Here is a 13,836-nt window from a genome sequence, read left to right on the forward strand (position 1 = left end):
GGATATTATCGAAGGAAGGGTCGGTGGGTAGAGGACGCCAAACCATGCGCGACATGCGTTTGCGAGGCGTTCCGGCTCGGAAGGCATGCAGCAAGAACCTGAAGCAGCAGGCAGAGCGCGATAAAGCTTAAGTTTGACCACGTGTAAGCTTGCGGTGCGAAAGGCGACATGACGCATACGTAAGACATGCGCAGAAAGATCAGCAGGTGGAACAGCGAAACGTTGCGTCGCAGAAGTCGCACGCTCCAGAGCAGCATGGCGTACAACACCACCACGGAGATGACGGCACCGGCCGGACCGGCCGCCATCAGAAATGGGAGGAATTCTGTGCCTACGTTGATGTTCGACGCATCCAGTGGAATATCCGTTCCAGCTGTTGCGACAGAACCGCTAAGCGGTACGAGTTGATTGATGAGGAAGCTGGCGTTGCTGTAATGCTTCGCGAATAGGGCGCCAAAGTTGTACGGGCCGGCGCTCATGTAGAGCAGCAGCCATTTCACGCCCTGTGGTGCCGCGTGGTATGCCCTGTTGAAGGGTAGCGCCACCGTGTCCAGGGTACCCGAGCGCAGCGTGCCGAGTACCGAGAAAGCCGTTGCGCCAATCAGCGCGAGAAAGATAATGGTCTTCCATGGCAGCGGCTTCGCCGTATCCCGGCGAAACAGGATGACAAGCGCGAAGGAATACAGCGTCGCAAAGATCCTGTTTCGATCAATGACAACCACGGGAAATATCAGGCCAATGACGATAAGCAGATTGCGTAGCCATCTGCTTCTCACGCAGAGCATCCCGACAGGGGGAAGTATCCAGCATAAATTGGATATGTGGCGTATGTGCTCGCGCCCTCCCTCCATCGTGGCGTACGACGAAGGATTGTCGAACAGCGGTATCGGAAACAGCGCGATATCCAGCACACAGAAAACGACAATGACGGCGGAGAAGGCAAGAGCGACGAAGGCTTCCCTGGTGCCGACATAGCGGTGCGATCTGAACCGTGCGATCGGTGGAATGCGTACACCCGTCCATGCGTCAAACACAACGACGGCCATCGCTGTCGCGGCGAGCACAAAGATGCCTTCCGTGTAACCGGCGGGCAGATCGTAGGTCAACAAGGTCAACCCACACGTCAGAAGAATGGGTATGCCCAGATAGAACGATGGAAGGCGCAGGATCTTTCTCATGCCTTCCTCAGCACAACGTGGCCGGCGGGCTGCCTTAGCTTGGAAATGACTATCAACAACATGTAAGCAGTCATATGAAATAACAACGGGCTGATCCGTCGCTGCAGAAATGCGATCTTCGCCCCGATGAAATGCGATTGCGCCTTAAGCAATGTCTTGTAGGGCTCCTGGAACAGCCGCGATCGCTGCACTGCCACTCGCCGTGACTCGATCAGGTTCACAATCCGTGTCGCTCGGTGTCGCGTTTTGCTCAGGTTGGCGCCGTGAAGACGGTAGGCGCATACGCTGACGTCGATAAAGCCAAGCGCATCACGCGCAGCAAGTCGCAGGAAGAAGTCCCAATCATCGATGCGCAGGCCTTCGGTCCAGCGGTCCACCGTGTCGAGCGCGCTCTTTCGAATCAGTGCGACGGGACCACCGACGGCCCACTGACTGATTACCGCACGCCGTATACCTTCGGTCGAGCTGTAAAGCTTCTTGTTTGCACCGTGCAGATCGCGCATGCCGCTGTCGTGCAATCGATTCCCTTGTTGATCGACAACGACACAATCGCCGATCACGGCATGTTTGGACGGGTGAATCTGCAGGTAACGAACCTGTGCCTCCATGCCGCCGGGAAGCAGGTAGTCGTCGCTCGCACCCAGTCGCAGGTATTGTCCGTGCGCTCGTGCGGCCAGCTCGTTGAGCGTTGCGGCGATACCGCGATTGCTGTGATGCGCATACTCGATATGCAATTCATGCTTGTGCGCGGCGATCCATTCGACGATCTTCGCACTCGTGTCGTCCGTCGATCCGTCATCGATGATGATGATTTCCTTCGACGGATATGGATCTTCCAGCACGCTGTCCAGGCACCGCTGCACAAAACGTTCGTGGTTGTAAGCGGGGATGAGCACGGATACCAGCGGCAACGTGTCAGCTGTCATATCGCCCCCAGATAGCGCCGTGCCACACCGATGTTGAATAGCAGGTAGAGCAGATAATTCACGGCGAACGCGTACATGGCTCCTATAAGCCCAAAGGACGCGGTGAAGACGTAGACCAGTGCGAGATAGCTGACAGCGAACACGCATTCGGAGACGACAAACAGCCGCGTCATAGCTTTTGCAAGCATGAGATAGGACAGAACAAACGAAGCGACCTTCAATACATCACCCACTAATTGAGGCCCGTACAGCGGATTGGCGGAAGCAAAATTGGCGTTGAACAGCCATTGCGTCACGTCGTCTCTCAGCAGATACACGAGCGCCGCCAGAACGATGACTGCCGGTATGAGGTACCGGTAAGCGCTACGAAGTTCGATGACCAGCGATTTGCGCTCGTGCGTCGATGCCAGTTTTGGAAGGTAGTAAATGTTGATCGCGGTGGTCAGGAATAAAAGATACGCATCGGATACCTTGCTGACCGCCTGCCAATAACCGACCTGTTCCCATCCGAACTGCGTGGCGAGATGGTTGCGTACAACGATGTTGACCAAGGGTGGGAGTAACGCGGACGTCAACGTCATCAACGAAAATGCAGCGAGGCGCGTTGTCATTTCCCGATCGAAGCGCATGCGCAGCATGTTTCGCTGGAAATAAGGGCTGCGCCACCATGCCGGCAATCCCACTGCAAGCGTCAAGACCTGCCCGACAACCAGGGCAAGCAGCGCACCGTAAAGATGGAGCCAGCGCGACAGGCCGATAACCATGGCCACGCTGAGCAGCGATCCCACTACCTGAATGAGCGCGAGGCGCCTGACATCCATGAAGCCGTTGATCACCGACAGGATGTAATTGATCAGCGCGATGCCAAGTTGTGCGACCGCCAATATGCGAATGAGGTTTTCGTAGCGAGGATCGTCCAACAACCACACGGCAAGTTGCCGGCTGAAGATTAGCGCCGCGCATCCCATCACGCAGGAGGCACACAGCGCGTACCAAAGCGCAGCAGCCAGCAAGCGTGACAGCCGCCGCGCATCGTCGCGATATTCCGCCACGTATTTCACGATGCCTGCGCTGATACCGCCGCCGGCCAATACCGCGAGCAGCGACATCAGGCTCATGAATTGCCCCAGTTTGCCCACGCCTGCGGGACCGGCAAACCACGCCACAAGCTTGATGACGACCAAGCCCGCGAGCAGGCGCGAAGCCGTGGCGATGCCCGTATAGAACCCGGTGCGCACGATATTCATGCATCGCGCTCGAATGACTGGCACGCGGCGATTACACGGTCGACGTCGTCGCTACTCATGGTCGGTCCCATGGGTAGGCTGAGCACTTCCTTATGCAATTGTTCCGTCAATGGCAAATGCACGTGTTGCAGGCTTGCATAGGCCGGCTGCCGATGTGGCGGAATGGGGTAGTGCACCAGTGTCTGAATACCCTGCGTAGACAAGTGCTTTTGCAACGCATCGCGATGCGCCGAACGCACGACGAAAAGATGCCATGCGTGGCTTTCTTCAATGCTCACTTCAGGCAGTCGAACCAGCGGATGCCGGATAAGCTCGCGGTAGCGGAGCGCGATGCGCCTACGTTGCCGGGTGTCTTCGTCGAGATGGGCGAGTTTCACGCGCAGCATCGCGGCCTGGATTTCATCCAGCCGCGAATTGATGCCTTGATAGAGATGCTGATACTTCACCTCGGAGCCGTAATTGCGTAGTGCATGGATGCGTTGAAGCAGATCGTCGTTGTTGGTCACGACGGCTCCGCCATCACCCAGTGCTCCGAGGTTTTTTGCGGGGAAGAAGCTGAAAGCGGCCGCATCACCGAATGCGCCCGCCTTGCGCAGCTCCCTCGCCGCACCGTGTGCCTGGGCAGCGTCTTCGATCAGAAGAAGGCCATGCCGTGACGCCAGCTCTGCCAACCTCGGCATATCCGCCAACTGGCCATAGAGATGCACGGCCATGATCGCGCGGGTGCGCGGGCCAATCGCCGCTTCCACACTTATCGGATCGATGTTGAAGGTGACCGGGTCCGGTTCCACCGGTACGGGTATCAACCGGTTGTCGGTGATGGCCAGAATGGTCGCTATGAAGGTGTTGCCGGGAACGATGACTTCGTCACCTTCCTTGAGTACACCCAGTTCTTTGTATCCGCGGAGAATCAACGACAAGGCATCCAGCCCATTGCCGACACCCACGGCGTGCTGCACGCCGCAATACGAAGCAAATTCTTTTTCGAATGCGGCCAGCTCTTCACCCAGAATGTATCGGCCAGAATCGATCACGCGCGCGGCTGCCGCCTTGAGCTGATCGGCGTAACGTGCATTGATCGCCCCTGCATCGAGGAATGGGACGTTCATCGGAGCACCCATTCATAAAAGTCGTGCACGACGGCGCGCGCGCCAAAATACTCTTTCTGCGCGATCAGTCCGCCGTTGAGATGAGTTCCGTCCTCTTCCGATGAAATGCCGAAGCTGAAGTACTCCCTGTCTGCGTAGGTGCTGTTGATCAGCTCAGCCAAAAGAAAGCTGAGCGCCTCCGAGCGACGCCCGTCCTCGGACGATGCCATGTATTGCGTATGCACAGCCCTGCCAAAGTCATAGACGAGCGCGCCGGCATGCAACGCATTGCCCACGCGCGCTTCGTGCAAAACGATGTTTTGAGGAAAGCGTTTCTGCAGCAGGTACAACTCCTGCAAACTGTGTGTCGGTACAGCGTGGTGCTTGCGAAGCGCCTCGGTCAGCAGGGAATGGAATTCGGCGACATCGTCGCCCACCTGAATGCGTACGCCGGCTTTGCGCGCCTTGCTGATCGACTGCTTGCGACCTTCGCTGAAGTGAAAGGGTGCCTGCAGTGAAATTACCGACGATATATCGCGACGTTTCAGCTTGGCTCCCAATCGGTGCAATGCATACAGGTCTTCTTCTGCCGGGCAGCGGTGGAAGACATGCGGAATCGCCTTGTAGACGAGGCGTTCGACGCCCAGCGCACGATAGTGATCGCCCACCGCTTGAAAGACGGCCAGTGTCGATTCGGCTCGCAGTGCAGGGGTTGCAATGAGGCCAGCATAGGTAAGTCCGGCATGACTGATAACCTCATTGCCGCGCAGGTTCGCAGGAAAGACAGCTTCGATGTCGCCGTCGCGCTCGATCACGAGCGACGTATCGACAAAGCGATCCGCGTGATAGTCCATGTAGCCGCGTCGATGCAGAAAGTTGCCATTGCGGGAGCGACCGATCAATGCGTCCCACGCGCCGGCATCGGACGGCGCATAGGGCCTAACCGTAAACATGAGCATCGCCCGCTACGCTGGCACGTTCCATCTCGGCGACGCCGAAGCCGTCCATGCCCATGTCGTTGCCGTTGTAGAACATCAACCACTTATCGCGGTGTTCGATCATCGCCGGGTAACAGATGGTGCGCGAATCCCAGCCGCTGTCGGATAGCGAGATACCTAAGTCTTCGTCGTGACGTTCCCAGTTCACGCCATCGTCGCTGTAGGCAACACCGGGGAAGTATTCGCCGGTGGTGTTGCCGCGCGTAAAGTACATGACATATCGGTCATCGAATCGATGCACGCGCGGACGTCCAATGCGATATTCCGTGCCTCGCGGGCGCAGGCAGATATGATCATGGCGTGGGATGTTTTTCAGATCGTCCGTCTCCACGCAACGAATGTGATAACGCGGGTAGACACGGCCATCGATGTTTTCCCAGTCGTCTCCCACGGCGTACCAGAGCCGCCAGCGATTGTTCTCTCGCAGTACCGAATGCACCGCACCGATGGTGCTGCGGCCGTGCGCGCGATCGAGAATCGGAGTGTCCTGCACGCGCCGAAAATGCAGGCCGCCGTCGTGCGACAAGGCAAGACCGGTGAATGCCAGAAACTTCGCTTTCGCGACACGCTGGAAGCCGACGTAGAACAGGTATAGGCCATCCGGACCATCGATGACATCGCCGAGGATGACACCATGATCGTCGAAGCACCCGGCACGGCCGATATCCAGTACCGGTTGCTGGCTCACGCCCACTACGGATGCAGGATCGTCCGCGAGCACATCCACATAGCCGATACGACTTACGCCGTCCTCATCCCGGAAACCTGCGTAGACACGGATCACTTCGTCACTGATGCGGTACGGCGTGGGGGTCAGCGCTGAATGACGCATCCACCCGCCCACGCCATGTCGCGCAGTGTCGAAGACCAATCCCTTCTTGCTCCATGTGTGCATACGATTCAAAGCTTCACGGCGAGACTGGATTTGTCCGGGAGCGCGCGCGCGGGCGATCCCACATAGATGCGGCCTGACTCGGTATCGCGAGTAACCAGTGCGCCCGCACCAATCACGTTGTCTTCTGCGACTTTGACGTGATCGTTGAATGTCGCATTGACACCGATGAAACAGTTCTCGCCGATGTCGCAGTAACCGGAGATAACGGCATGCGATGCCACGAACACGTTGTCGCGCAAAACGGTGCGATGCCCGACGTGATTTCCACTCCACAGAATGCAGTTGTTACCGATAGTGACGAATGGCTGGATGACGTTGTTCTCGAAGATGAAGCAGTTCTCTCCCACCTCGGCATTACGCCAGACAAAAGCGCGCGAGCTCACATAGGTGGCGAGTCGGTAGCCCTTGCGTCGGGCGTCGCGATAGAGCCGCGTGCGAAGACGATTGAGCTGGCTGGCCGGTATAGCCACGAAAGCGTCGTGATCTTGCGGCGGATACGTCTCTTCCAATGTTTCGTATTCCACTACGGGACGATCCGCCAGGACCGGTTGCGACAGGTATTCGCGCTCGACGCTGAAAGCGACAACCTCGTACGGACTGTCGTGTTCGAAATATTCGCAGGCGATCTGTGCGAACTCGCCCGCACCGATAAGCACTAGCCGCCTGCGCATGCAGTCATGTCCTCCAGGTACAACATACCCCTCACCTCGCGAAGAAACGCCGCATAGTCAGTGATGTAATCGGCCGGGTCGTAAAGCTGATCCGCCAGAACCATCAGTACGCAGTCGTCGCTGAAGTTGTAGAGCTCGCGCCACACCATGCTGCCGATGAGCAATCCTTGCGTCGGATCGTCGAGTACAACTTCGACCGGCCCATTGCCATCGTCCAGCAGCATGGTCAGAGATCCGCGTAACGCCACCGCCATCTGATTGAGGTGGCGATGCGCATGCTGCCCGCGATGCACGTCGTTTTTTGTTGCGAACAGGTAATACACGCGCCGGATGTCGAAGGGCACGTTTCGATTTTCTTCCAACGCGATCAGCATGCCGCGATGGTCGCCATGCTTTTGCAACGAAATGCGTTCGATTTCCATGGTTTTAGCCAGGCTGTGAATGCGTGGAAATGACCCACGTAACTGAGTGCCGCGCTGCATACGAAAGGTTGTTGCGACGGCCGCAAGGAAAAGCGAAGGGCGCTTTTCCGTGTCAGCTAAGGGACAGAAACTATGGAATTGCGCGCGTATTCGCCTTCGCTGCGGCGCAACCTTTCATCCTTGCGCTGGCACCCACGCGCACTAGGCCGTTTTTGCTCCTCGTGATAGCACGCATGGAGCGCATGGATCGGCAGCACGCAAAGGCAGCTTGGATATGGGATGGGAGAACAAAGCTCAACCAAAGCGTGGCAGTGACGTGACTTTCCTGCGCGACTTGGAAGGTCGGTCGAACGTATCGTCGGGCTCACCCGAGCCGCAGCATGTCGCGCGCCCCAGGTCATTGGTCGTCCTGCATTGGCTCACCGTACTTTGTGTTTGCTTCGCTGCCGCCCTGATCTTGATACGGGACGAAGTCGACGGTCGTGCAGTGCGCCAGTGGTTGCTGGAAGGTCATCGACACTTCGGCTTGTTCGTCCTTATTCTGTTTTTTGTACGCGTGGTGCTTCGCTTCCGGCTCGGCAGGCTTTCGTCGGACATCAAATCTCGATTCGTCCGCATCGCCGCGACGTTGACGCACATCGCACTCTATGCACTTCTGCTCACGCTGCCGCTGCTGGGCTGGGCAACCAGTAACGCCGAAGACAAGCCGGTCCATCTATTTGGCCTGACGCTGCCCGCCCTGGTGAAAGCGGACGACGACCTGGCCGATCAGTTGCAGGCTTGGCATATCGATGCAGCGTGGATCTTGCTCGGGCTTGTTCTGCTGCATATCGGCGCTGCACTTTGGCATCACTACGTTGTGCGCGACAGCACGCTGCGCGCCATGTTGCCGAGACGTCGACGCCCATGAGTGCGCCTCGTTTGTTTATGACCACATTGGATCTGGGCAAGGAGACTGCATGTCATCTTTTCTGAGCCGGCACATGGCGCGCCGGGCAAAGGTTATTTACGCGTGGCTCGGTGTGACTGTGCTGCTGCTGTTGATGAGCACCAGCGCCCAGGCGACGCCCGCGTATGCGCGGCAGACTGGATCGGCGTGCGCGGATTGTCACGCCGGTGCATACGGTCCCGCGCTGACGCCGTACGGCATGCGATTTAAGCTCAATGGCTATACCGATACAGATGGCAATGGCACCAAGATCCCGGCGGCCATGCAGTTGACGGGCACGCGTTCCGTGCCCTCGCGTGGCCAAAGCACCAATGAATTGACCGAAGCGGATTTGTATCTGGCAGGACGCATCACGGACAACATCGGCGGCTACGTCAAGATTGAAAGCGACAATCAAGGCGACAGCAAATTCAATACCAAGCTGAGCGACGTCGATCTGCGATTTGTTGCCAAGGATCTGAATCTTGGCAGCAAGCAAGCCACGTTCGGCGTCAGCGTCAACAACAACCCCGGCTTCTCGGATGTCATTTCCGATCTGCCGGCAGCGACGCAACTGGGGCCGCCCGGCGTGACGGGCACGCTGCTCAATCCGTCCAGTCCGGACGCACTGGCCGATCGTGTTATCGGTGCGACCATGTACGGGCTTTACGATTCCGATTGGTACGGTGAGCTCGGTACGTATAACTCTTTGCCGTTGTCCGAACAGGATAATCTCGGTTACCCGCTCTCCGGCGACCCCGGAAAACTGAGCGATACCGCGTATGCGCGTTTCGCATACATGAAGGATTTGAAGAAACAGTTTTTCTCCGCTGGCATCGTCGCGTTGACGACCAAGCGACAGTTGCCGCGCTCCGGACCCAGCGACAGTCTCACCGACCTAGGTTACGACCTGACGTATCAGTATCTCGGCAACCGGGAAAACATCCTGCAGGTGGCCTACGTCAACATTCTTGAGCAACGGCGATATGGCAGCTTGCCGCCCAGCCCATTTCCCGGCGTGACGGCGCTTACGCATGGCGCTGTGCACGATCAGACATTCACCGTCACCTACACGTTCAAGCAAAGTTACGGCATCGAGTTCTCGCATATGGTGGATACGGGATCGCGCGACATTGTTCGCTATCAGCCATACGGTGTTCCAGATACCACGAGCAATTTGTTGACGGTGTTCTGGACGCCGTTCGGCAAGGACGATTCGTTTACGACCATCGCAAACCTGAAGCTCTCCGCGACGTGGTTCCGCTTCAGCAAATTCAATGGCAGCACCTTGAACATTTTTGGCGTGGGTCCGGGTGCTCTGGTCACGAACGCGAATGATCTGAATGCGTTCTCACTGACAGCAAGCGTGGCTTTCTAAAAACGTAAACAGGAGTCAGCAAGTGAGCAAGTCATCGAAAGCGTCTTTCCTGCGGTGTATGGTTGCCGCAAGCGTGTATATCGGAGGAATCGCGATTTCCCCTTTTGCCTTTGCCGGTGATCCTGGCGCCGGTGCAGATGTTTTCAAACAGGAATGCGCCGAATGCCACAGCGTGAAGGAAGGGCGCAACAAGAAAGGTCCGAGCCTGTTTGGCATCGTGGGGCGTAATTCGGGCAGCATTGCCGACTACCATTATTCGGATGCGGTGCAGCAGGACCACTGGGTGTGGACCGCGGACAAACTGCACAGCTATCTGTCGCAACCGGCGAAAAAGACCAACCCCGGTACCAAGATGAAATACGACGGCCTGACCGATCCCAAACAACTGGACGATCTCATCGCATATCTGAGCACCTTGCATTGATGACATTCCCTTGTCGTCGCAGATCGACTATAAGCCCGGAGTATTATCTACGGGGCAGCGATCCTGCATCTGACTAAGTAGAGCTATGGTGGAGCGTTGTCTTTCACGTGCGCCTATGACGTCGTGCCGGTATCGCGCACGGCTGGCGTCGCTCGTTCTCGCTTTCGTCACGATGCTTATGTGGTTACCGCTGCATGCGCAGACATCCGGCGTCACGGGCGCGGTCGGCATCAGCTCGGAGTTGGTCGACCGCGGTCTGGCGGTGTCGCCGCCCACGCCTATTGTGCAAGGCGCTTTGTCATGGACATCGCCCAGCGGCTGGTCGCTGGGTGCGTCGGCGGCGACGGAAATCCGGTCGCCGGGAAAGGTCTCCGAAGCGCTGGTGCAGGTGTCCAAGTACTGGTCGCTTTCCAATGAGTGGCAGATGCGCGGCAGCGTGCTTTATTACGATTACCCTGGGAACGCGCGCGCCAAGTACTTTGACCGGAGCGAAGCAAGCGTCGACTGGATTTACCGCGACATCCTTACTTTCGGGCTCTCCGGGATCTGCCTTACCAACGGCGACGAACACCAGCCGCGCGGGGCTGCGGATGTGAATTTCCACTGGCCGCTGGCCTGGCATTTCTCGGTTTCGGCTGGGGTCGGGGTCGCCCAATCCCTCCTTTCCCCGTATGGTCCCAACGGTTATGGCCACGCCAGCGTCTACCGCTATGGCCAACTGGGCGTAATCTGGAGCTACGGGCCGTGGCGGATGGAGCTCGATCGCGTCGCCGCCGACCCGGGGTCACACCGGCAGTGGGGCAACCTGGTTGCATCCCCTTGGGTGGGCACGATTTCCTGGTCATTTTGATCCAAAGGGCAACCTTCCGGCACCGATAAGGCACCTACGACGCCGACCGATGCCATCGGATGACCCCTCCGAGCCCTATGAACGAAGCAGATATTGACGCCGATACCAACGACCGCATGCTGCTCCAGCGCATGGCGGCCGGGGACCGTGTTGCGCTGGCGACGCTGTATCACAGCTACCACGGCAGGTTGTGTCGCTTCCTGTCGCGGTTGACCCGCCGTGCCGACGTGATCGAGGAAGTGATCAACGACTGCCTATGGATTGCGTGGCAAAAAGCGGGCGATTTTCGCGGCGACTCGCGCGTGTCCACATGGATCATGGGCATCGCTTATCGCTGCGGCCTGAAAGCATTGCGGCAGCGTGGCGATGAGCCGGTGGAGGACGACAACATACCGGAAGACCGCATACCGTCGACGCATCCGGACGAAGATCGCGAACTGCGCGACTGGCTGGCCAAAGGCCTCGATCGCCTGACTGCCGATCAGCGCGTAGTGATCGAACTGGTTTACGGCGTGGGCCACACGCTGGAGGATGTCGCAACCATCATGGGTTGTCCGGTCGGTACCGTGAAAGCGCGCCTGTTCCATGCGCGCGTAAAGCTGCGCAACGTACTTCCAGCGTTGGCGGGAGATTCCATCACTTTGAAAGAGAACGTGCCATGACCTTTCCCATGGATACCAGCCAGGATTGCCTCCGCGCCTGGGAGGCAATGCCCTGGGTATTGCAAGAAAGTGCCGCGCCCGAGCAAAGCGAGTGGCTGAAAGGTCACTTGGCGCATTGCGAATCGTGCCGCGCGGAATTCAATCAGCAGAACCGCCTGCGGCTTGCCATGTCGTTGCCGACCGACGTTCGGGTCGATGCGCATGCCGGGTTACAGCATCTGATGAATCGTATCGATGCATCCGAGCACGATGCAACGCCTTATCGCATGCGTGCCGGCAACTGGCTGGCGCGTGGACTGGTGGCGGCCGTGTTGATCCAGGCCATCGGTATCGGCGCGCTCGGCGCAAAGCTGTATTCCTCCGGCGAAAGGCCCGTCTATCACACGTTGAGTCAACCAGCGGCACCGGTCGGCGCAGGTGCGATCCGCGTCGTGCCGGATGCAAACATGACGCTGACCGACTGGGACGCGCTGTTGCATACGCTGCACTTGCAGGTAGTGGCTGGACCCAATGACGTGGGTGCCTATACCGTTGCACTCGTGAACAACCCGTCCAACACTGAGCAAACCGTGCAGCAACTGCGTGCCACGCGAGGCATCCGACTGGCGGAGCCCATCGCTTCCACACCATGAAACATCGCTTCATCATGCTCGTCATGGCCATGCTGGCCTTGTCTGCCTGCGTGCAATCTCCCGTGATATCGACCCCGAACAACCACGCCAGCGCGATTGAACCTGCAGCAACAAGTGTGTCCTCGATGAATAGCCAGCGCGACATCGTGCTGGCCGTTGCGAACCCGGTCGAACCACCGGCGACGCACGCCGGTTCCACCTTGTTGGGTTACACGCCGCCCAGTTTCTATGGCGCAGGTCAGCGCGCCGTTTCCGATCTGACGTCGTTGAAGCAGAGCTATGGGCTGCGCGAAGTGTCTGGTTGGCCGATCAAGGCGCTCAATGTTTATTGCGTCGTCCTGGAAATGCCACCGGGCGTCTCGCGCGATGACTTGCTGAAAAGGCTAACCAAAGACAGTCGCGTAAAACTCGCGCAACCGCTGAACGATTATGCCGTCTACTCTGACGCGACACCGCCCGATTCAACCCACTACAACGATCCGTATGTGAATCTGCAGCGTGGCTTCGTCGAAACGAATGCCGCGATTGCTCAGACGGTGAGTCAGGGTGATGGTGTGCACATTGCCGTGATCGACACTGGCGTGGACACATCGCATCCCGATCTGAAAGGCCGCATCCACGATATGCAGAATTTGGTGGATGACAGCGCCGCATCGTTCAATCACGACAGTCACGGCACCGAAGTGGCTGGCATTATTGCGGCCGACGCCGACAACCATCAAGGCATCGTCGGCATCGCGCCGAAAGCGACACTCAGCGTGTACAAAGCATGCTGGTACGACACCGCGGATGCCGGTGCGCGCTGCAATACATTCACGCTGGCCAAGGCGCTGGCGGCGATCATCGATACCGATGCACGCATCGTCAATTTGAGTCTTGGCGGCCCTGCCGATCCACTGCTGGATAAATTGCTCGATCAGCTGTTGGATCAGGGGCGCATTATCGTGACCGCATTGCCGCCAAGCGGAAATCTCGATGGATTTCCGGATAGTGCGCCCGGCGTCATTGTTGTGCGTGTCAGCGGAACATCCCAGGCGCCAGCGGGCATTGTCAGCGCGCCAGGCACTGACATTCTGACGACACAACCCGGTGGCGGCTACGACTTCACATCGGGATCGTCCATGGCAGCCGCACACGTCAGCGGTATTGTTGCGTTGATGCTTTCGCTCAAACCCAGGCTAGACGCACAGCAAGTGCATGATGTGCTGCTTCGAAGTAGCAAGGTTTCCAATGGCATGCTGCAGGTGAACGCCGCCTCGGCCGTCGCTGCGCTACACGACACGCAGAACGTCAATCACTGATCCCCTTTTTTGTCGTCAAAAAATCCCCCGAAGGAAATAAGCGGTGAATGCTGCCTTCTCTTTGCAAAACTCCCCTGAAGTTCTCCGCCCGATGCCCGATGTCGCTACCCAGGTGCAACCGCATCTGGCTGGCGCGCTGGACTGGGTAGGCATGGATGGCATCGAAGTGCCGGTGCGCTTCGACGCGGGCGACGGCGATGTGCAGCGATCGAGTGCGCAGGTCGGTGCCTTCGTCA

The 13,836-nt window shown here is 58.2% G+C and carries 15 protein-coding genes and 1 pseudogene; 8 read left to right on the top strand and 8 right to left on the bottom strand.

Annotated elements, in window-relative coordinates; genetic code table 11:
- Window positions 1-5: 5 nt before the first annotated feature.
- From VK725_RS03630 to VK725_RS03665, 8 genes are read right to left on the bottom strand one after another with little or no spacing between them, the layout of a single operon-like run.
- A complete protein-coding gene (locus tag VK725_RS03630; RefSeq protein ID WP_325316691.1) occupies window positions 6-1,178 on the bottom strand; it encodes a hypothetical protein in 1,173 nt (390 codons plus the stop codon).
- On the bottom strand, window positions 1,175-2,104 hold the full coding sequence (locus VK725_RS03635) for a glycosyltransferase family 2 protein (RefSeq protein WP_325316692.1): 930 nt from the start codon (window positions 2,102-2,104) through the stop codon (window positions 1,175-1,177). The genes VK725_RS03630 and VK725_RS03635 overlap by 4 nt, the downstream gene beginning before the upstream one ends.
- A complete protein-coding gene (locus VK725_RS03640; protein WP_325316693.1) occupies window positions 2,101-3,351 on the bottom strand; it encodes an O-antigen translocase in 1,251 nt (416 codons plus the stop codon). The genes VK725_RS03635 and VK725_RS03640 overlap by 4 nt, the downstream gene beginning before the upstream one ends.
- On the bottom strand, window positions 3,348-4,460 hold the full coding sequence (locus VK725_RS03645) for a DegT/DnrJ/EryC1/StrS family aminotransferase (protein ID WP_325316694.1): 1,113 nt from the start codon (window positions 4,458-4,460) through the stop codon (window positions 3,348-3,350). The genes VK725_RS03640 and VK725_RS03645 overlap by 4 nt, the downstream gene beginning before the upstream one ends.
- Window positions 4,457-5,392: a GNAT family N-acetyltransferase gene (locus VK725_RS03650; protein WP_325316695.1), complete on the bottom strand. Its 936-nt coding sequence runs from the start codon at window positions 5,390-5,392 to the stop codon at window positions 4,457-4,459. Before VK725_RS03650 ends, VK725_RS03645 begins: the two co-directional genes overlap by 4 nt.
- The gene (locus VK725_RS03655) at window positions 5,379-6,332 is read right to left on the bottom strand and encodes a hypothetical protein (RefSeq protein WP_325316696.1); all 954 of its coding nucleotides are present in this window, start codon (window positions 6,330-6,332) and stop codon (window positions 5,379-5,381) included. The genes VK725_RS03650 and VK725_RS03655 overlap by 14 nt, the downstream gene beginning before the upstream one ends.
- A 5-nt stretch (window positions 6,333-6,337) precedes the next feature.
- On the bottom strand, window positions 6,338-7,003 hold the full coding sequence (locus VK725_RS03660) for an acetyltransferase (protein ID WP_325316697.1): 666 nt from the start codon (window positions 7,001-7,003) through the stop codon (window positions 6,338-6,340).
- Window positions 6,988-7,425, bottom strand: coding sequence for an FdtA/QdtA family cupin domain-containing protein (locus VK725_RS03665; protein WP_325316698.1), 438 nt, complete (start codon window positions 7,423-7,425; stop codon window positions 6,988-6,990). Before VK725_RS03665 ends, VK725_RS03660 begins: the two co-directional genes overlap by 16 nt.
- Window positions 7,426-7,825: 400 nt before the next feature.
- On the opposite strand from VK725_RS03665, the gene VK725_RS03670 reads away from it, so the two are divergent.
- From VK725_RS03670 to VK725_RS03705, 8 genes and pseudogenes are all read left to right on the top strand, one after another.
- The gene (locus VK725_RS03670) at window positions 7,826-8,335 is read left to right on the top strand and encodes a cytochrome b (protein ID WP_325316705.1); all 510 of its coding nucleotides are present in this window, start codon (window positions 7,826-7,828) and stop codon (window positions 8,333-8,335) included.
- 49 nt (window positions 8,336-8,384) lie between these two features.
- Window positions 8,385-9,731: a cytochrome C gene (locus tag VK725_RS03675; protein WP_414648444.1), complete on the top strand. Its 1,347-nt coding sequence runs from the start codon at window positions 8,385-8,387 to the stop codon at window positions 9,729-9,731.
- Between the two features lie 22 nt (window positions 9,732-9,753).
- A complete protein-coding gene (locus VK725_RS03680; RefSeq protein WP_414648445.1) occupies window positions 9,754-10,155 on the top strand; it encodes a c-type cytochrome in 402 nt (133 codons plus the stop codon).
- 115 nt (window positions 10,156-10,270) lie between these two features.
- Window positions 10,271-11,005, top strand: a complete 735-nt coding sequence (locus VK725_RS03685; protein ID WP_325316699.1) for a hypothetical protein — start codon at window positions 10,271-10,273, stop codon at window positions 11,003-11,005.
- A gap of 77 nt (window positions 11,006-11,082) precedes the next feature.
- Window positions 11,083-11,667 carry a sigma-70 family RNA polymerase sigma factor gene (locus VK725_RS03690; protein ID WP_325316700.1) on the top strand — a complete coding sequence of 195 codons (585 nt, stop codon included), beginning with the start codon at window positions 11,083-11,085 and terminating at the stop codon, window positions 11,665-11,667.
- Complete coding sequence (locus VK725_RS03695) at window positions 11,664-12,299, top strand: zf-HC2 domain-containing protein (protein ID WP_325316701.1); 636 nt, start codon at window positions 11,664-11,666, stop codon at window positions 12,297-12,299. The genes VK725_RS03690 and VK725_RS03695 overlap by 4 nt, the downstream gene beginning before the upstream one ends.
- Window positions 12,296-13,600, top strand: a complete 1,305-nt coding sequence (locus VK725_RS03700) for a S8 family serine peptidase (RefSeq protein WP_325316702.1) — start codon at window positions 12,296-12,298, stop codon at window positions 13,598-13,600. The genes VK725_RS03695 and VK725_RS03700 overlap by 4 nt, the downstream gene beginning before the upstream one ends.
- Before the next feature lie 91 nt (window positions 13,601-13,691).
- Window positions 13,692-13,836: pseudogene (locus VK725_RS03705) on the top strand (GTP cyclohydrolase I FolE2); the annotation flags it as partial.

Source organism: Dyella sp., from assembly GCF_035486915.1.
Lineage (GTDB): Bacteria > Pseudomonadota > Gammaproteobacteria > Xanthomonadales > Rhodanobacteraceae > Dyella_B.